Origin of the sequence: Halorubrum halophilum, from assembly GCF_000739595.1 — an archaeon.
GTDB classification, from domain to species: domain Archaea; phylum Halobacteriota; class Halobacteria; order Halobacteriales; family Haloferacaceae; genus Halorubrum; species Halorubrum halophilum.
In genome coordinates this window covers 15,604-33,815 of the sequence record NZ_BBJP01000092.1, presented here as the reverse complement: position 1 = coordinate 33,815, position 18,212 = coordinate 15,604, and the positions used below count along the sequence as shown (strand labels likewise).

The 18,212-nt window shown below is 68.7% G+C and carries 17 protein-coding genes and 1 tRNA gene; 9 read left to right on the top strand and 9 right to left on the bottom strand.

Annotated features, from left to right (window positions below):
- Window positions 1-163: 163 nt before the first annotated feature.
- Window positions 164-1,708, top strand: a complete 1,545-nt coding sequence (dnaG, locus tag ACP96_RS17235; RefSeq protein WP_050034227.1) for a DNA primase DnaG — start codon at window positions 164-166, stop codon at window positions 1,706-1,708.
- A gap of 802 nt (window positions 1,709-2,510) precedes the next feature.
- Window positions 2,511-2,801, top strand: coding sequence for an amphi-Trp domain-containing protein (locus ACP96_RS17230; protein WP_050027142.1), 291 nt, complete (start codon window positions 2,511-2,513; stop codon window positions 2,799-2,801).
- 17 nt (window positions 2,802-2,818) lie between these two features.
- On the opposite strand, the gene ACP96_RS17225 is transcribed toward ACP96_RS17230, so the two are convergent.
- Window positions 2,819-3,379, bottom strand: coding sequence for a response regulator (locus ACP96_RS17225; protein ID WP_050027141.1), 561 nt, complete (start codon window positions 3,377-3,379; stop codon window positions 2,819-2,821).
- A 250-nt stretch (window positions 3,380-3,629) separates the two neighbouring features.
- Between ACP96_RS17225 and pan2 the strand changes: the two genes are divergently transcribed.
- The 4 genes from pan2 (at window position 3,630) to ACP96_RS17205 (ending at window position 7,595) form a co-directional block, all read left to right on the top strand.
- Window positions 3,630-4,853, top strand: a complete 1,224-nt coding sequence (pan2, locus tag ACP96_RS17220) for a proteasome-activating nucleotidase Pan2 (protein WP_050027139.1) — start codon at window positions 3,630-3,632, stop codon at window positions 4,851-4,853.
- Window positions 4,854-5,309: 456 nt separating this feature from the next.
- Entirely contained in the window at window positions 5,310-5,867 is a 558-nt protein-coding gene (locus ACP96_RS17215; protein WP_050034226.1) for a pyruvoyl-dependent arginine decarboxylase, read from the top strand.
- Between the two features lie 97 nt (window positions 5,868-5,964).
- Entirely contained in the window at window positions 5,965-7,122 is a 1,158-nt protein-coding gene (locus tag ACP96_RS17210; RefSeq protein WP_050026648.1) for a cobalamin-independent methionine synthase II family protein, read from the top strand.
- Window positions 7,123-7,217: 95 nt separating this feature from the next.
- On the top strand, window positions 7,218-7,595 hold the full coding sequence (locus tag ACP96_RS17205) for a DUF5811 family protein (protein WP_004046874.1): 378 nt from the start codon (window positions 7,218-7,220) through the stop codon (window positions 7,593-7,595).
- A gap of 9 nt (window positions 7,596-7,604) precedes the next feature.
- Here the strand turns inward: ACP96_RS17205 and ACP96_RS17200 are convergent, their stop codons facing one another.
- From ACP96_RS17200 to ACP96_RS17190, 3 genes are all read right to left on the bottom strand, one after another.
- A complete protein-coding gene (locus ACP96_RS17200; RefSeq protein ID WP_050034225.1) occupies window positions 7,605-8,516 on the bottom strand; it encodes a succinylglutamate desuccinylase/aspartoacylase domain-containing protein in 912 nt (303 codons plus the stop codon).
- Between the two features lie 55 nt (window positions 8,517-8,571).
- Window positions 8,572-10,185, bottom strand: a complete 1,614-nt coding sequence (locus tag ACP96_RS17195; RefSeq protein WP_050034224.1) for a lipopolysaccharide biosynthesis protein — start codon at window positions 10,183-10,185, stop codon at window positions 8,572-8,574.
- Between the two features lie 63 nt (window positions 10,186-10,248).
- Window positions 10,249-11,268 carry an aldo/keto reductase gene (locus ACP96_RS17190; protein WP_050026653.1) on the bottom strand — a complete coding sequence of 340 codons (1,020 nt, stop codon included), beginning with the start codon at window positions 11,266-11,268 and terminating at the stop codon, window positions 10,249-10,251.
- A gap of 145 nt (window positions 11,269-11,413) precedes the next feature.
- Between ACP96_RS17190 and ACP96_RS17185 the strand changes: the two genes are divergently transcribed.
- The gene (locus tag ACP96_RS17185; RefSeq protein WP_004046870.1) at window positions 11,414-11,743 is read left to right on the top strand and encodes a transcription factor S; all 330 of its coding nucleotides are present in this window, start codon (window positions 11,414-11,416) and stop codon (window positions 11,741-11,743) included.
- Between the two features lie 600 nt (window positions 11,744-12,343).
- On the opposite strand, the gene ACP96_RS17180 is transcribed toward ACP96_RS17185, so the two are convergent.
- Entirely contained in the window at window positions 12,344-12,994 is a 651-nt protein-coding gene (locus ACP96_RS17180; RefSeq protein WP_050034223.1) for an alpha/beta hydrolase, read from the bottom strand.
- A gap of 24 nt (window positions 12,995-13,018) precedes the next feature.
- The gene (locus tag ACP96_RS17175) at window positions 13,019-13,417 is read right to left on the bottom strand and encodes a DUF5778 family protein (protein ID WP_050034222.1); all 399 of its coding nucleotides are present in this window, start codon (window positions 13,415-13,417) and stop codon (window positions 13,019-13,021) included.
- 153 nt (window positions 13,418-13,570) lie between these two features.
- On the opposite strand from ACP96_RS17175, the gene ACP96_RS17170 reads away from it, so the two are divergent.
- Together ACP96_RS17170 and ACP96_RS17165 are read left to right on the top strand one after the other, a co-directional pair.
- Complete coding sequence (locus ACP96_RS17170; protein WP_050034221.1) at window positions 13,571-13,999, top strand: universal stress protein; 429 nt, start codon at window positions 13,571-13,573, stop codon at window positions 13,997-13,999.
- A 129-nt stretch (window positions 14,000-14,128) separates the two neighbouring features.
- The gene (locus ACP96_RS17165) at window positions 14,129-16,309 is read left to right on the top strand and encodes a heavy metal translocating P-type ATPase (RefSeq protein WP_050034220.1); all 2,181 of its coding nucleotides are present in this window, start codon (window positions 14,129-14,131) and stop codon (window positions 16,307-16,309) included.
- Between the two features lies 1 nt (window position 16,310).
- Here ACP96_RS17165 and ACP96_RS17160 read toward each other — a convergent pair whose 3' ends face one another.
- From ACP96_RS17160 to ACP96_RS17150, 3 genes are all read right to left on the bottom strand, one after another.
- Window positions 16,311-17,264 (bottom strand): A/G-specific adenine glycosylase, encoded by a 954-nt coding sequence (locus tag ACP96_RS17160; RefSeq protein WP_050034219.1) that lies wholly within the window; start codon window positions 17,262-17,264, stop codon window positions 16,311-16,313.
- Window positions 17,265-17,316: 52 nt separating this feature from the next.
- Window positions 17,317-17,973, bottom strand: a complete 657-nt coding sequence (locus ACP96_RS17155) for a DUF7384 family protein (protein WP_050034218.1) — start codon at window positions 17,971-17,973, stop codon at window positions 17,317-17,319.
- A 94-nt stretch (window positions 17,974-18,067) separates the two neighbouring features.
- Window positions 18,068-18,139 (bottom strand) — tRNA-Thr (locus ACP96_RS17150).
- Window positions 18,140-18,212: the final 73 nt, after the last annotated feature.

Genomic DNA, 18,212 nt, shown 5'->3' with positions numbered 1-18,212 from the left:
AGGATTCACCGGATAAATATTGTTGGTCTAATTCAGTATTTAGTATCGAAGAGATTTTTTCTTCACCAGACGTCGACGCAGGCACGTGCGATAACTATTTTCGCCGACGGACACAACGACCCACGGGCGGCCGGCTCCGCCCGATCATCACCATTCACCCATCATGAAAGACACCGAAAAATACCTCATCCACGCCACCATCGCGGCCGACGGCGTCGTCGAGCGGAGCGACGTCGTCGGCGCGGTGTTCGGCCAGACGGAGGGGCTCCTCGGCGACGAGCTGGACCTGCGGGACCTCCAAGAGTCCTCGCGGGTCGGGCGGATCGACGTCGCCGTCGAGTCCGAGAACGGCCAGTCGTTCGGCGAGGTCACGGTCGCGTCGAGCCTCGACAAGGTCGAGACCGCGATCCTCGCCGCCGCGCTGGAGACGATCGACCGTATCGGCCCCTGCCACGCCTCGGTGGAGGTGACGAGCATCGAGGACGTGCGGGCGGCGAAGCGCCGCGAGGTCGTCGAGCGCGCCAAGGAACTCGTCGCCGGCGGCTTCGAGGAGACGAGCCTCAGGAGCGACGACATCCTCGATGAGGTCCGCGAGGCCGCCCGCGTCGAGGGGATCGTCGACTACGAGGGGCTCCCCGCCGGCCCCCGCGTCGGCGACTCCGACGCCGTCATCGTCGTCGAGGGGCGCGCGGACGTGCTGACCCTGCTCGAGTGCGGCATCAAGAACGCAGTCGCCGTCGAGGGGACGAACGTCCCCGACGCGGTCGCCGACCTCACCGCCGACCGCACCGTCACCGCGTTCCTCGACGGCGACCGCGGCGGCGAGCTCATCCTCCGCGAGCTCGCGCAGGTGGGCGACGTGGACTACGTCGCCTTCGCCCCGCCCGGCCAGTCGGTCGAAGACCTCGACCGCAACGCCGTCTTCGAGGCGCTCCGCGGGAAGGTGCCGTACAGCAGCCTCGCCGACGAGCCGAACCTCCGCGAGGCCGCCGCGGACGATTCGGGGGACGCTCCGCTCGAAGGAGAGGGAACCGGCCTCCCCGGCGGTGCGTCCGAGCCCGCTGACGAGAACGACGCCGAAAACGGTACCGAGGTCAGCCGGTCGAGTGACGGCGACTCCGGCGTCGTCGCCGACGGGGCTCGCGGTGCGATGGAGGGCGGGCTCGTGGAGGCGGTCGAGGACCCACCGAGACCCGCGGCGACCGGCGAGGAGGAGACCGACGAGGGGCGCGAGGGGAACGACGGCGACGCGCCCGACGCCGACGAGATCAGCGACGGCGACGACACCACGGACGACGCGTCGGATTCGGGATCCGACGATTCCGACACGGTCGATCCCGATCCCGAGGCCGACGACGCGGAGACGGCGGATTCGGTGACCGACGACACTCCCCTCGACGACGAGCCGCGATCGATCGAGGAACACGTGCAGGAGATCGTCGACGCCGGCAGCGACCGCGCCCGGCTCCTCGGCGACGACCGCGGCGTCCTCGCGGAGGTCGATGCGGTCGACGCCTTCGACGCGGTCGAGAGCGCAGAGACGGCCCCGCACACGGTCGTCGTCGACGGGCTGATCGACCAGCGCCTGCTCGACGTCGCCGCGCAGCGCGGGGTCAGCGAGCTCCTCGGCCGGGAGGTCGGCGAGTTCGTCAAACGGCCCGTGGGAACGCGCGTGCTCACAGTCGGCGACCTCCGCGCCGGGAGCTAACGACGGCGCGAGGCGTCTCGGACTCGAACGCGCTTCTCCGCGGACCGCTTCGTCGAAATCCCACTCAACAGACAGGAGGCGGCATGAAACAGCTGTTCGTTGGTGGCCGTGTCTCGATAGATAGCGGGAGTAAGTGTTGCAGATCGGTGATGACGATTCAGTATTTATATAGCCATAAGCGACCGCAACGATCGCTTATAAATCAATGAGGCGGTCGGCGCGCGCCTGTGAGCGCCCGAAGGGCGCGAACAGCGCCGCGCGAGGGAGTCGCTGGCGGCGACAGCCGCCAGCGACGAGGCTGGGGAGGCGTGAGGTGCGGTGCGATTGTGGGCGGGTGGGACTCAAAGGGGCAGCCGACGAGGCGGGCGCAGGCGTTCACGAGAGCGGAACTCTCGTGAGCCAATCAGAACGCAAAGCGTTCTGATGACGACGTAAGCACCGCAACGAGGGAGCGCTAGCGAGCGAGTGAGGAGCGCAGCGAGCGTGCGCCCGCCTCGTCGGCTGGGGCTTTAGAGGTGTTCACCGCCGATTTACCATCAATCACTTATAAACAGCCGACAGCAACACCACTCGATCACTTATAAACAACCACTCTACCGTATCGATATACCCACTCCCGTAGTCGATCGAGAGACGGCCCCCTCCGTCTAACTGTTCGGGACCGAAGTCCGCTTAAAAAACGAGCGGTCAACAGAGCCAGCCAGTTCGAACGACCTCCGCGCCGACGCGCATTTCGCCGTCGGAGACGGTCTCGTTCCGTTTCGCAGGTCGTTTTATATGTTTACTGCGCGTACACCCACCCATGCCTGAAGAAGTCCTCTTCGAGTCGGAGAGCCGTCGAACCCGCGCTGAGATCGCCGCGTACCTCAGGACCGTCGCCGACTCGCTGGAGTCCGGCAGCGCGCTCACCCTGAAGCAGGGCGAGCGGTCGGTAACGATGGACCCGCCGGCGCGGCCGGCGTTCGAGGTGAAAGCCGAACGCGAGGGGCCCGCCGACGGCCCGGGCGAGCTCAGCGTCGAGTTCGAGTTGGAGTGGGACGAGGAGAGCGAGGGCGTCGACGACGGCGAGAACGCGGAGTTAGAGATCGAGTAAGGAGTTACCAGAGCCCGCTACGGAACGTTCCCGGGGACCTCGACGAACGCGTCGCGGGCGGAGAGGTGATCGAGGGTGTCGTCGACCCGATCCCGCACCGCTTCCATCTGGTCGATGAGCTCCTCGTACTCCCCGGTGTTCGTCGTGTCGGCGGCCTCCAGCGCGGCCTTCTTCGACGCCAGCGCGAAGAACTCCTGGCTGTGTTCGTCGAACTTCGCGCGGTGGAGCAGCACCTCCACGAGCGAGAGCAGGTCCTCCTTCGTGACGGGCTTCGTCTTGTAGTCGTCGAACGGCATCTCGACGATATCGACGTCGGGCTCGACCGCGGTCAGCATCGCGATCCGCGCGTCGTACCCCGCTCCGCGGATCGCCTCTAGCACCTCGTGGCCCGACATGTCGGGCATCCGGCGGTCGAGAAGGACTACGTCGACGGAATCGTCCATCAGCGAGAGGGCCTCCTCGCCGCCGGTGGCGATCCGCACCTCGTAGGCCGCGTCGAGGTACACCCGGTACAGCTCGGCGAGGTCGGTCTCGTCGTCGACCGCGAGGACCGTGGGCTGCGACTCGGCGCCGCTCATGATCGGAGGACTGCGGCCCGCTGATCGCCCGCTGAGACCCACAGACCGGCGCGGCTGACCGCTGTTCGTGCGCTCATAACTCGGGCTACGCACGCGACCGGTTAAAACGTTGACCTGTGAATATCAGAGTCGATATCTGGGTGCGTCCGAGGTATCACGCGGTCGACACGGGCCGAACGTTACGATCGGACCGGGAGACCGCCGTGACCCAAAGGCACATTTACGCGCGCTTCCTAACCGGGAACAACGAATGTCTCATAGCCCCTCACTGCCCGACCGTCCCCGTCTGGAGCTCGATCCGGAGATGAGCGAGACGGAGCGGCTCGAGGCGATCCGCCAGCACTACCGGCGGATACGACAAGTGAACGATGAGCTCGAAGACCGGCTCGACGACGCGCAGGACCGACGCGGCGAGCTGAAGACCGACGTCGACGAGCTGAAACGCGAGAACGAGGTCCTGAAGACCTCCTCGCTGTACATCGCCTCCGTCGAGGAGATCACCGAGGACGGCGTCGTCATCAAGCAGCACGGCAACAACCAGGAGGTGCTGACGCAGACGTCCACGACGCTCGAGTCCGACCTCCGGCCGGGCGACCGCGTCGCGATCAACGACTCCTTCGCGGTCCAGCAGGTGCTCGACGACGAGACCGACTCCCGGGCGCAGGCGATGGAGGTCACCGAGTCGCCCGACGTGGAGTACGCCGACATCGGCGGTATCGACGACCAGATCCGCGAGGTCCGCGAAGCGGTCGAGGACCCCCTCGAGAACCCCGAGCAGTTCGAGGCGGTCGGCGTCGAGCCGCCGAGCGGCGTCCTCCTGCACGGCCCGCCGGGCACCGGGAAGACGATGCTCGCGAAGGCGGTCGCCAACGAGTCCGACGCCACCTTCATCAAGATGGCCGGCTCCGAGCTCGTCCGGAAGTTCATCGGCGAGGGCTCCCGGCTCGTCCGGGACCTGTTCGAACTCGCCGCCGAGCGCGAGCCCGCCGTCATCTTCATCGACGAGATCGACGCCGTCGCCGCCAAGCGGACGGACTCGAAGACCTCGGGCGACGCCGAGGTCCAGCGGACGATGATGCAGCTGCTCTCCGAGATGGACGGCTTCGACGACCGCGGCGAGGTCCGGATCATGGCCGCCACCAACCGCTTCGACATGCTCGACGAAGCGATCTTGCGCCCCGGTCGATTCGACCGCCTCATCGAGGTCCCCGAGCCGAACGCCGAGGGTCGCGCGCGCATCTTGGAGATCCACACGCAGGACATGAACGTCGCCGAGGGGACGGACGTGAGCGAGGTCGCCGCGGATCTGGATGGATACAGCGGCGCCGACATCGCCTCGCTGGCGACCGAAGCCGGGATGTTCGCGATCCGCGACGGCCGCACCGAGGTCACGCAGGCGGACTTCGAGGCGGCCCGCGAGAAGCTGCAGGACGCCGAGCAGACCGAAGAGAAGGTCATCAACTACCAGTACTAGGCGTACTGGGCGGGAGTCGTTTTCGAGTGCTGTGGGACTTCTGACCGTGGATCAGCGGCGATCTTGTTTGAATCCTCAGTCGATCGTTTATAAATGGTTGCTGACGGATCAACTGCGAACACCGCCAAAGCCCCAGCCGGGAGAACGGCGCACGCTCGCTGCGCGCTTCAGTCGCTCACTTCGTTCGCTCCTTCCAGTGCTTGCGTCGCCTGCGCCGTTCTCCCGGCTCCCCTTTGAGTCCCGCCCCGCACCGCAAACCGCAGCCTCACACCTCCCCAGCCTCGCGGTTCGCGCTCTTCGAGCGCTCACCGCGTCCCTCGCGGGCTCCTCGCGGTCGCCGATGGCGACCGCTCGGCGGCGCGCCACCGCAGCCGTTTATAAACACCCGTGTCGGCAGCCAGTCGAGATGCGATCGCTTCGTAACCCCTTACCTCCCGCGCCGTCAACGCTCCGGCAATGAACACCATCCACGTCGCCGGCGGCGTCGGCGTCGCCGACACGGCGATGGCCTCCTACGACGCCGCGCTCGCGGACGCGAACCTCCACAACTACAACCTCGTCGCGGTCTCCTCGGTCGTCCCCGCGGAGGCGACCGTCGAGTCGGTCCCGGAGGCACCGGACCTGGGCCCCGCCGGCAACCGCCTCACGGTCGTCGAGGCGCGGCGGACGGTCGGGCCGGGCGACGCGGTCGACTTCCGCGAGGGCGGCCGCGCCGGCGCCGAGGACGCCGACTCGAAGCGAGCGCCGCGCCGCCATCCCGACGTGACCGCCGGCCTCGGCTGGGCCACCGGTCCGGGCCCCGGCCTCTTCTACGAGGTGACCGGCGAGGACCCCGACGACGTACGCGATCGGATCGAGGCGGGGCTCGACGCGGGCGGCGACCTCCGCGACTGGGACCTGCCGGACCGCGAGGTCCGGATCGAGTCGGCGGCCGCGGCGCCCGACCGGTTCACGACCGCGGTCGTGGTCGCCGCGTACGGCGAGTCGGAGCCGGTCTTCTCGCCGTCGGCGTAGGCGCCGGCCTCCCCTCCTCTTTCCCTCCCCTCCCGCTCTCCGGTCCTTGCAGGTTCCGCGAACTTTAGGCGGCACGAGGCGGGACACACCAGCATACATGACGGCGAACGACGACCGAATCCGGACGACGCACATCGGCAGTCTTCCCCGGCCTCCCGAGCTACTCGACCTCCTCACGCGGCGCCAGGACGGCGAGCCCGTCGACGACGCGGAGTGGGAGGAGACCGTCAGGGACGCCACGCGCGACGTGGTCGCGCGGCAGGCGGACGCGGGTCTCGACGTCGCCAACAACGGCGAGCAGTCGCGGGTCTCGTTCAACTGGTACGTCGCGGACCGGCTCAGCGGTATCGAGGGGACGCGCGAGCAGGGGCTGTGGGCGGACCTCCAGGAGTTCCCCGACTACGCCGAGGAGACGTTCAAGACGGACGTGATCGACCTCTCCGAGCACCCCGTCGTGACCGGTCCGGTCGAGTACACCGGCCGCGACGAGGCCGAGGCCGAGCTGGCGGCGTTCCGCGACGCGCTCGACGCGACGGACGCCGACTTCGAGGAGGCGTTCGTCACGGCGGCGTCGCCGAGCGTCGTCACCGCGACCCACGTCGACGACCACTACGGCGACTACGAGGAGTATCTCTTCGCCGTCGCCGACGCGATGGCCGAGGAGTACGAGATCGTCGCCGACGCGGGGTACACGCTCCAGATCGACGCGCCAGAACTGCTCACGGTCGGCCACACCGCGGCGTACGCGGACGAGCCGCTGGAGGAGGTCAAGGGGGCCACGCGGCTCCACGTGCAGGCCCTCAACGAGGCGCTCTCCGGGATCCCTGAGGAACAGGTCCGGCTCCACACCTGCTGGGGGAGCTACGAGGGACCGCACCACCTCGACACGGATCTCGCCGACATGCTCCCGGAGATCTACGAGGCCGATATCTCCGGGCTCAGCGTCGAGCAGGCGAACCCGCGCCACCAGCACGAGTACCGCGCGTTCGACGAACATCCGGTCCCCGACGGCTGGACGCTGATCCCGGGCGTCGTCGACGTGAAGACGAACATCATCGACCACCCCGAGACGATCGCGGACCGGCTGGAGCGCGTCGCCGACGCGGTCGCCGACGGGACGCCGCTCGTCGCCGCGCCTGACTGCGGGTTCGGCACGCAGGCCGGCATCGGCATGGTCGACCCCGAGATCGCGTGGGCGAAACTGGAGGCGCTCGACGAGGGCGCCGCGATCGCGACCGAGCGGATCTACGGCTGAGGGAGCCGGGACGGAGAGGCCGTCGGCCGGACGCCGATCGGATCGCCCCCGCCGACGCCTTTTTGAGTGGGCTCCGCGTATCGGAGGTGTCTTCGATGAACGGCAACAACCCGTACGCCGGGGCACCGGGTGTGACGAACGCGGGCGAGCCCGCGGCCGTCGACCTCTCTCCGGACCAAGAACGGCGCCTCCGGCGCGCGGTCGCCGGAATCGTCTCGCGAACCGAGTCGTATCTCCCGGACAGCTACGCGGTCGGCTCCGAGCTGTCGGTCGGCGCGAACGGGCCGCAGGCGACCGTCGCCGTCAACCCGCCCGCGGGCCACCCGGTCTCGGCCGGGTTCACGCCTGACCCCGACGAGCTGGAGGCCGGTATCGCGGACGCCGACACCGACGAGGTCGCCCGCGGGTTGGCCGCCAGCGCCGCGATGCAGGTGATGGACGCGGTGGGCGACGTGACGCCGACCGCGAAGTGAACGCTCGGATTACTCCGTCTCCGCCTCTTCGGCCGTTTCGTCCGCTTTTCCGGCCGTTTCATCCGCTTCTCCGACCGCGCCCGCCGAGCTCTCCGTCTCCCCCGCAGACGCCGGCGGCTCCAGCGTCCCCATCACCCGGCCGTAGATCCCGAATATCTCCTCGTAGCCGTGTTCGCTCGCGAGGATCGGAACCACGCCCTCCTCCTCGACGCGGTGGGTGTACACGTCGTCCTCGGCGAACACCGCGCCCCGGGGAATCTCCTCGAAGTTCTCGAAGTGGACGTGAGGCTCGCCGCCTCCCTTCGGCACCTCCTCGTCGCCCGCGACGACCGTCGTCTCGGTGAACGTCGGGGGCTCGTCCGCGAGCGCGCCGTGCGCTCGGAGGAACGCCAGACACGCCTCGTAGCCGAACGTGACGGCCTCCTCGCTACCTTGTCGGCCGACCTCGATCGAGACGGTGTGCGGGATCCTGGAGTCCAGCGTCGTCCCGCGGAGCCCGCTCGCGTCGACGACGTAGTCGACGGGCATCGCCGTCACGGTCCGGCGGACCGACGGCGTGAGACCGCTGTGGATCGCGAAGGGCGGCGGCGCGCTGTGGGAGGTGTGGAGCGCGAGCACCGCGTCCATTCCCTCCAACTCGGCCGCGAGCCGCGGCGCGAGCGCACGCTCGTACTCGTCGCTGTCGGCGTCGCCCGGGAATGCGCGGTTCAGGTCGGTGTCCGTGTACCGCGTTTCCGCCGCCAGCGCCCGCTCGTTGGCGATGATCAGTCGAACGCTCCCGTCGCCGGACCCCTCTCCCTCCGCGTCGAGTTCGTCGGCGAGCCGCCTGACGATCCGCACGCCGGCGGGCTCGTCCCCGTGGATCCCGCCGACGATCGCGACGCGGGCCGAGCCCGCCGACCCGCGGTCGATCGTTTCCATACACCCACTACGCCTCGGTCCGGATAAAGTGTCGCCGATCCGGGTGAGAGCGTACTCACCGGCCGAGTCGCTCCGCGAGTGACGCACGGTACCGCGCCGCCAGCTCCCGCGCGACGAGCCGGTCGCGGGGGTCGACGCCGAGGACCCGAAGCGCGCCCCCGTAGGCCGCCAGCCCGCCTGCGGCCCCAACGACCACGGCGGCCGGTCCGGGGACGACCTCTCGGATCGCCCGCATCGCAGCGAGGGCCGCGACGCCGGCCGCGAGCGGGGTGAGGTAAGTGCGGTCGAACGGCCACAGCCCCTCGAATCGACGCAGCAGGACGACCTGAATCGCGTTTTGCACCGCGATCGCCAGCGAGGTGCCGAGCGCGGCGCCGACGAGCCCGTACCGAACGACGAACGCGTACGTCAGGGCGACGTTGAGGACGGCGAGCAGCCAGTCGAGCGCCATCCGGGCGTACTGGTGGTCGGTCATCATCAGCAGCCAGCCGGTCGCGCCCACCGCGCTGCCGACGAACACCCCGCCGAGGTAGACGACGAGCGGGACGTACCCGGCGACGTACGGCTCCCCGAACAGTCCGAGCAGCTCCCGGCCGTACACCACGAGCACCGCGAGGATCGGGATCACGGTCGTCACGATCTGGCGCGTCACCGACGCGTACACCGCGTTGAGCGTCTCTGTCCGACCGTCGGCGTACAGCTCGGAGGCGACCGGCGGGAGCAGTTGGTTGAACGAGAGCAGTGGGATCCACGCGATCGCGATCAACACGAGGACGACGTTGTACACTCCCGCAGCGGTCGCCGTCAGCAGCGCTCCGACGAGCAGTACGTCGACGCGGTTCTGGAACACCTTCCCGAGGCTGCTCATCGCGACCGGCGCCGCATGGTCGTAGAACCGCCCCGCCTCCCGACGAACGCCCCGAAGCGACGGGACGATCCCGGTCACCAGTGCGGCAAGCGGGGCGGCGACGACCGCGAGCAGCGCGGTCGCGACGACGATGCCGCCGGCGACGCCGACAACCGAGTAGCCGAGGGCCAGCGCCGCGAGCGCGCCGACGAGCCGGACGCCCGGGCGGAGGAGCTTGTTGAAGGCGATCTCGCCGCGCGCGGAGCCGACCGCGCGGAAAATCGCCGACGCGACCATCACGACCCCGAGCAGCCCGACGAGAAAGCCAAACGTCCGCATCGTCGCCGGAAACGCGGGGTCCGCGACGGTGAGCGCGTCAATCCGCGGCGCGGTCAGCCAGATCCCGGCGGCGATGGCGGCTCCGAACCCGAGCGTCGTGGCGTACGCGAGCCCGGCGACGACGCCCTGTCGGTCGGGGTCGTCCGCGTACTCGGGGAGGTAGCGCTGGAGCGCCGGGACGCTCCCGAACGTGACGAGCCGAGACAGGAGCTGGGCGATCCGCCACGCCAGCGCGTACACCCCGTAGGCGGCCGGGCCGAGCCCCCTCGCGAGGAAAAACTCGGCCGCGGCCGTGAGCGCGCGCTGTCCGGAGACGCCGCCGGCGGTGAGCACCGCTCCGCCCGCGATCGTCAGGAGCGCCTCGCGCTCGTCGTCGGGGACGCTATCTGCGGGGGTGGTGTCGGCAGGGGCGGCGTCGGCGGTGTCGGCGTCGCTCGCGGGATCGTCAGGAGCGTCGCGATCGGCTCCGGATCCGTCGTTCACGGTTCAAGTCGACGTGACCCGGCTCGGGAGAAAAGCGACTCGTTCTCCCGTCGGTCGGACCCGCTACCAGCGCTGGTGAACGTATTCGCGGACGAACTCGTCGTACACGTCCGCAACGGCCTCGTGGTCGGCTTCGCCGAGCGGCGCGAGGTCGCTGACGGCCGCGTTCGACCGGATGTGCTCCGGCGTCGTCGAGCCCGGAATGACCGTCGAGACGGCGTCGTGGTCGAGGATCCAGCGCAGCGAGAGCTGCGGGAGCGAGCAGTCGTCGCCGGTCGCGTCGGTCGGGTCGTCGGCGACGGCGTCGACCCGCTCGGCGAGCGCGTCGGCGGCGTCGAGGCCGACCTCGTAGGGGACGCCGGCGAACGTCTCGCCCACGTCGAACGCGTCGCCCTCGCGGTTGTAGTTGCGGTGGTCGTCCTCCGCGAACTCGGTGTCCCGCGAGAGCGCGCCGGTCAGCAGCCCGGAGGCGAGCGGGACTCGGCAGATCACGCCCACGTCGCAGGCGGCGGCCTCGTCGAGGAACAGCTCGGCGGGGCGCTGGCGGAAGGGGTTGAAGATGATCTGGACCGACTCGACGCCGGGGTACTCGATCGCCTTCAGCCCCTCCTCGACGCGCTCGACGCTGACGCCGTAGTTCGCGATCTTCCCCTCGTCGGCGAGCGTTTCGAGCGCGTCGAACGTCTCCGGCTGGTAGTAGGCGTCCGTCGGCGGGCAGTGAAGCTGGACCAAGTCCAGCGTCTCCACCCCGAGGTTCTCCCGCGACCGGTTCACGAACCGGCGGAGGTTCGCCTCATTGTACTCGTCGGCGACGTGGGGGTCGAGCCGGCGGCCGGCCTTCGTGGCGACCGTCACGTCGCCGCTCGCGATGTCGGCTTCGAGCACGTCCCCGAGGATCTGCTCGGAGCGCCCGTCGCCGTACACGTCCGCGGTGTCGAAGAAGTCGATCCCGGCGTCGCGGGCGGCCTCGACGGCCTCGACCGCCTCTGACTCGCTCACGTCGCCCCAGTCGCTCCCGATCTGCCACGAGCCGTAGCCGACCTCGCTGACCGCGCCGACGTTCCCGAGCGTTCGGTGGTTCATGTTCACGTCCTACTGATCGGGGCACCGGCAAGGGTGTTCCGGAGGCGGAATCGGGGGCGACGGGGGCGAGGGCAGGTGGCACGTGCGACCGCTCGCCGCCCGCAGTCACGGGAGCTAAACCGCTCGACGCCCTACCCCGACGCATATGCAGTTCTGTGACGACTGCGGCTCGATGATGGTCTCTCGCGACGGAGAGATGGTGTGTCAGAACGACGACTGCGGCGGCACCGCCGAGCGCGACGAGGGGCTCGCGGCCGAGTTCGAGTCGACGACCGAACAGACCGGCGACGAGGTGATCGAGACCGAGGAGGGCGCGAACTTCGAGGGAAAACCGACCGCCAACGACATCGTCTGCGACGAGTGCGGCCACGGCGAGGCGTGGTACACGATCAAACAGACCGGCGCCGCCGACGAGCCTCCGACGCGGTTCTTTAAATGCAAGGAGTGCGGGCACCGGTGGAGAGGGTATAACTGACCAGGGTCCTCGGATCCCGCTCAGAAGTGTTTTTGTCTGAAACGACGGTCGCTAAGCGATTATCTCTCGGTCGAGAGCGGGAGTAGGTGTTGCAGATCGGTGGCGGCGAGAGAGTATTTAAAAGGGTATGAGCGATGGCGACGATATCTTATAAAAGTCTACCGCGGTGGCGCGCACCGGTGAGCGGCCCGGAGGGCCGCGAACCGCCGGTGCGAGGGAGTCGGGCGTCCGGAGCAACGCGGAGGGCGCCCGACGAGGCTGGGGAGGCGTGAGGTATTGTGTGGTTGCGGTGCGGGGTGGGGTTCAAAGGGGCAGCCGCTGAGGGCGGCGCAGGCGACGTAAGCACCACAGCGAGCAACGCGAGCGAGGAGCGCAGCGAGCGTGCGCCGTCCTCAGCGGCTGGGGCTTTGAAAATGTTCACCGCAGACGCGCCGATCTCATATAAACGGCCGACAACGACGCCACTCGATCGCTTATAAACAACCGTTTCACCAATTTGCTATACCTACTCCCGCTATCACTCATCGCAATTCCCAGACGGACGGCAGACCGAAGCGGATCGAGTCGGCGCGAAGAATCCGATACACCCACAGACGCCGCTTATAAATCCTCAAGTAACCGCCCTCCGAGAAATCCCGCCACCGCCTCTCCCACGTCACCGGACCGCCCCACGAAGAAGTGGTCGGACTCGAACGACCGCGTCTCGATCCCGAGCTCTTTCGCCCGCTCCACCACGGGCTCCCAGTCGGCCGTCGAGTCACGGGTCGCGTACAGTATCTGCGTCGCCACGCCGAGATCGACGAGGTCGTCGAGGGCCGCGACCGCGTCGACGTCGGGGTTCAGCCGCGCGGTCGGGGCGAGGGCGCAGACCCCGGCGAGTCCGGGGCGAGATGCCGCCGTGACGAGCGCGACCGTGGCTCCGAACGAGAAGCCGAACAACCCGACGCGCTCGTAGCGGTCGGCGGCCCAGCCGACCGCGTTGTCGGCGTCGGTGCTCTCGCCGTACCCCTCGTCCCAGTCGCCGTAGTCGAACCGGAGGCAGTCGATCCCCCGATCGGTCAGGGCGTCGCTGACGGCGGTGAGGCGCTCGTCGCCGCGGTGGCCGCGCTGCTGGGGGTGTGGCGGGCAGGCGACGACGACGCTGTCGGCGCGGGAACCATCGCCGATGGCGTCGCCACCGCCGTCGCTCGCGGCGGTGTCGAGGGTGGCGCGCACGTCGCGGCCGCCGGGAACAAGGACGGTGTCGCTCACGGGTTCAACGAACGCGTCGCCGCGTCAGGGCACCTGCGTCACGCGATCGACGCCGTCGAGGTCGGCCAAGTCGTCCGCGAGCGCTTCCTGCTCGACGTTCGCCTCGTAGTAGAACACGAGGTCGAAGGTGCCGTCGCGGAGGAGCTGCTGGCACTCCCAGACGAACTCCTCGTCGTCGAGGGTGAGCCCTTGGAACTGGTTCGACGAGAAGTTCGTGTCGTCGTTGCCAGCCTCGATGTACGCCTCGCCCTTGCCGGCGTGGTCGGCGATGACCTCGTTGATCGCGACCGTGAGCTCGTGCATCTCCAGGTCCTCCTGCCCGCCGAGCGCGGTGTGGACGATACAGCCCGCGAGTTCGATGTCGCCCGGCTCCAGCAAGGCCTTCGTCCGCGTGTAGAGGTCGGCGTCGACGGTCTCGCTCATGGCCACTCATTCCCGCTCCCGTGATAAACGGGTAACGGTTCCTCGCTGAGTTCCCGCGCTACGGGACTTCCCCACGCCGGAAGGCGACGGGGTGGCTCGCGGACGCGTCTTCGCGGCAGTACACTCATTTCATCCCTCCACGTATCTGATCGTATGCCTGACAACGTCCTCGTCGCGTTCGATGGATCTCCGCTCTCCGAGCGCGCGCTCACGTACGCCGTCGAGAGCTTCCCGAACGCGACCGTCACCGCGATCTACGTCATCAATCCGATCGACTCGGTGTTCGACGTCGAAGCCGGCGGTCTCCCGGTCGCGGAGGACTGGTACGACAACGCCCGGGAACGGGCGACCGCCGTCCAGACGGCGGCCACGGACCTCACCGCAGATCACGAGGTCGACCTCGAGACCGTCACGGAAGTCGGCAAACCGGCGCGGGAGATCGTCGAATACGCTGCGGAACACGGCATCGATCAGATCGTCATGGGAAGCCACGGCCGGTCGGGAATCGACCGTGCGATTCTCGGAAGCGTCGCCGAGACGGTCACCCGCCGAGCGCGGATCCCGGTGACGATCGTCCGATGACTCGGGCGAACCGGAGAACGGAAGCGACACAACGACTGCGTCGCCAGGAGAACCCTTCGCACAGGCGATCGGGCGTCGACGCGTCGCCGTTCCCCACCTGTAACAGACGCACCGATTGGGAGGGACAGCGTGGCCGTTACTGAACCGCCCTCGCTATCGACGTGTACGGTCCGGATCGAGCGCCGAGGCGGTCGCGGCGAAGCCGGTGCACGAGCGCTCGAACGACGGCTCCGAAACACGCCCGGCGTCCGCGATGTCGAGGCCTCGTTCCGAACGGGGAGCGTCCGGGTCACCTACGACGAGAGCGTCACCTCGGAGGAAACGCTCAGAGAGGCGGTCCGCGATCGCGCGGTCACGCTCCGAGCGGACGCCGGGACTGCAACCGACGACGTGAGTACCCGCTCGGAACTCAGACGGGAGGCAGCGTTCGTCGGCCTGACTCTCGCCGGCATGACGACCGGCCTGGCGACGGAATGGCTCGGCGGGCCGGCACTCCTGTTGTGGACCGGCTACGGCGTCGCGTACGTCTTCGGCGGCTGGTACGGACTCTACGGCGCGATCGAGACGCTCCGTCACCGCGCCGTCGACATCGACCTGTTGATGATCGTCGCCGCCCTTGGTGCACTCTCGATTGGGGCCCCGTTCGAGGGCGCGATGCTTCTCTTCTTGTTCTCGCTGTCGAATACGCTCCAGCACTACGCCATCGGGCGCTCGCGTCGAGCGATCAGATCGCTCGTCGAGATGCGACCGGACGAGGCGCAGGTCCTGCGCGACGGCGAGGAAATCACCGTCCCCATCGACGACGTGGCCGTCGGAGACGTGTTCGTCGTCAGGCCAGGTGACCGGATTCCACTCGACGGCGTCGTCACGTCCGGTGAGGGGACGGTCGATCAGGCGTCGCTCACCGGCGAGTCGGTGCCCGTCCCGAAGGAACGCGGCGACGAGGTGTTCGGCGGGACGATCAACGAGAGCGGGAGCCTCGAAATCGAAGTCACGCGAGAGGCTCACGAGTCGGCGATCACCCGGCTCATCAACATGGTCGAACGCGCCCAGAGTGAGAAGGCCCCGACCCAGCGGCTCATCGACCGACTCGAACAACCGTACGTCCTGGGCGTGTTCGGACTCACGATCGCAGCGGTTGCGGTTCCCCTCGCGCTAGGGAGCGAGTTCACCAGCACGTTCTACCGCGCGATGACGCTGATGGTCGCCGCCTCGCCGTGTGCGGTCATCATCTCGACGCCGGCGGCGGTTCTATCGGCCATCGCCTCCGGCGGCAGACAGGGCGTCCTGTTCAAGGGCGGCGAACACGTCGAGACGGCCGCCGGCATCGACGCGGTCGCGTTCGACAAGACGGGAACGCTCACGCAGGGGGATACGCAGTTGACCGACGTGGCCGTCCGCGAGGGCGTCGATGACGGGACGCTGACCGACGGCGATCTGCTCTCACTCGCAGCCGCGGTGCAATCCCGGTCGGAGCACCACCTCGCTCGCGCGACCGTGACGGCGGCGGAAGAAGAGTCACTAGAAATTCCCGGCGCACGGCGGTTTCAGTCGGTCGCTGGAAAAGGCGTCCAAGCCGAGGTCGCAGACGGAACCGTCCACATCGGAAACCGGAGCTACTTCGAGACCGTGCTCGGAGACGCGCCGATCAACGGTCTCGAACCAGGGTTAGACCGGCTCCGAACGCTGGAAGCGGAGGGGAAAACGAGCGTCCTCGTCGCCCGAGAGCACGGTGGCGATCGCACCGTGTTGGGGTGGCTCGCGTTCACCGACACGGTTCGACCGGGCGCCGCCGAGATGGTCGAGGACCTCCGCTCGCTCGGGGTCGATCACATCGTGATGTTGACGGGCGACAACGAGCGCGTCGCACAGCGGATCGCCGACGAGGTCGGCATCGACGAAGTGCAGGCGGAACTGCTGCCGGAAGAGAAGGTTGCGACCATCGAGGAGTTGGTCGATCGGCACGAGAACGTGGCGATGGTCGGCGACGGCGTCAACGACGCGCCGGCACTCGCCACGGCGACCCTCGGCGTAGCGATGGGCGGGGCGGGGACCGACGTCGCGCTCGAAACCGCTGACGTGGTGCTGATGGGCGACGATCTCAGCAAGATTCCGTATGTCCTCGGACTGGGGCGGCGGACTCGTCGGACACTCACGGTCAATCTCGCCGTCGCCTTCGGCGCGATCGCACTCATGGTTGGCGCGATTCTCCTCCGAGGCATCCCGCTTCCGCTCGCAGTCGTCGGCCACGAGGGGTCGACGGTCCTCGTCTCGTTGAACGGGCTTCGGTTACTCGGCTATCGGGAGTGAGCTATCGGAGTCGAGCGACCGTCTGACCGCTCCGTTCCTCGACCGCCACGAGGCCGTCGTCCGCGAGGTCGTCGATCAGCCCGCGCAGCCACTCTCGGCCGTGCTCGCCGTCGGGCGCGTAGTCTACACGAATCCGATGACCAAGCGTGTCCAGGTCCATCTCGTCGTGCTCACCGAGGAGTCGAACCACACGCCCGCGGAACTGTCGCCGGCTCCCCTCGAAGCTCGGCTGCTCGGGCACGTCGGGCGCGGTGAAGTCGCCGGTCTCGTAGGCGTGACACCACCCGCGCCACGGGCAGCCGGCCTCGTCGCAGCGCGGGGTCGTCCCGCAGGCGACGCCGCCGAGCTCCATGATCGCGTTGTTCCAGACGCGGGACTCGCCGTCGGGCATCACGTGTGAGGCGACCCGTGCGAACGCCGCGTCGTCGTCCGGCACCGCGAAGGCGCGGTGGAGCACCCGCTTCACGTTGGTGTCGACGACGGCGTCGCCGTTGTTGAACGCGAACGACGCGACCGCGTTCGCGGTGTACGGGCCGACGCCCATCAGATCCTGCAGCTCCTCTGGGGTCTCGGGAAACGCCCCGTCGTAGTCGTTCTCGACCTGTCCGGCGGCCTCGTGGAGGTACTTCGCGCGGTTGTTGTAGCCGAGCGAGTGGTCAGACCAGAACGCGACCACGTCGCCGCGGTCGGCCTCTGCCAGCGCCGCGGTCGTCGGCCACTTCTCGACGAAGTCCTCCCACGCGGGGACGACTCGGTCGAGCTGGGTCTGCTGGCTCATCACCTCGCTGACGAGGACCTCGTAGGGGTCCTCGGTGCGCCGCCACGGGAACTCGCGGTGGTCCGCCTCGTACCAGTCGACGAGCGCCTCGCGGACCGCGTCGAGGTCGGCCGGCAGCTCGGGGGCGTCGCCGTCGTCGAGGGGGTCCGCCGCGGCGGCCGCGTCCGAGTCGGTCATTACCCCCGGTCGGGTCGGCGGCGGTTTATCGGTGCTGGTCCGCGTTGGAGTCTCAGTCTTCGCCGTTCTCGACCGGCGCCATCGAGCGCGGGTCGCGGTCCGGCCCCGGATACTCGCCGCCGACGGCCTCCGGGTACAGCCCCGCCGGCGAGAACACGGTCGCGAACGCCCGCGGCTCGCGGACGCTCACCGCCATCCGGTTCCGGAGTCCGGCCGCGGCCTGCGCCCCCGTGAGCGACGGGTCGAGGCTCACGACCTGCATCGCGCCGCCGCGGTACGCCGACGCCAGCGCCGGGTGGTCGCCCACGGGTTGTGCCACCGGCTCGCGCCACCCCTCGACCGTGTCGCGCCAGTCGGCCGCCAGCTCGTCGTCCGCGAGCGCGGCGATCACGGCCTCCGCGTCGTCGAGCAGCGGGTCGCTGGCGACGAGCGTCGTCCACGCGTGCGAGCGCAGCGCGTCGAGCGCCTCGCGGGCCGCCCCGCCGACGAGGAGGTCTGCCGCAAGGACGTCGGCGTCGGCGACGACGCGTGCAGGGCTCGGATCGCGGTCGACCGGAGGGAGATCGGCGCTCCCAGTGGCGTCGCTCTCGGCGGTATCCGAGTCGCCCCCCGAGTCAGACCGACGCTCGACCAGCGCCGCGCTCACCGCCTCGGCGTCCGCGTCGTACTCGGCGGCTCGATCGAAGAGATCGGTGAAGGTCGCGGTCATACGTGCGATGTTGGCGGCGACGGGTATCGGGTTTGCGGCCGGCGGCGGAGAAGGTGTCAGGGTCGGCGCTATTCGGGCTGGAAAATGCGAGAAGAGCCTAGGCCGAGATTTGAACTCGGGGTCTCGTCCTTACCAAGGACGCGCTTTACCGCTAAGCTACCCAGGCGCAATGAGTCGTTGACCGGATTCGACTTTATGGGTTTCGATTCGGGGGCGACCCGTCACGCGGACACACACCG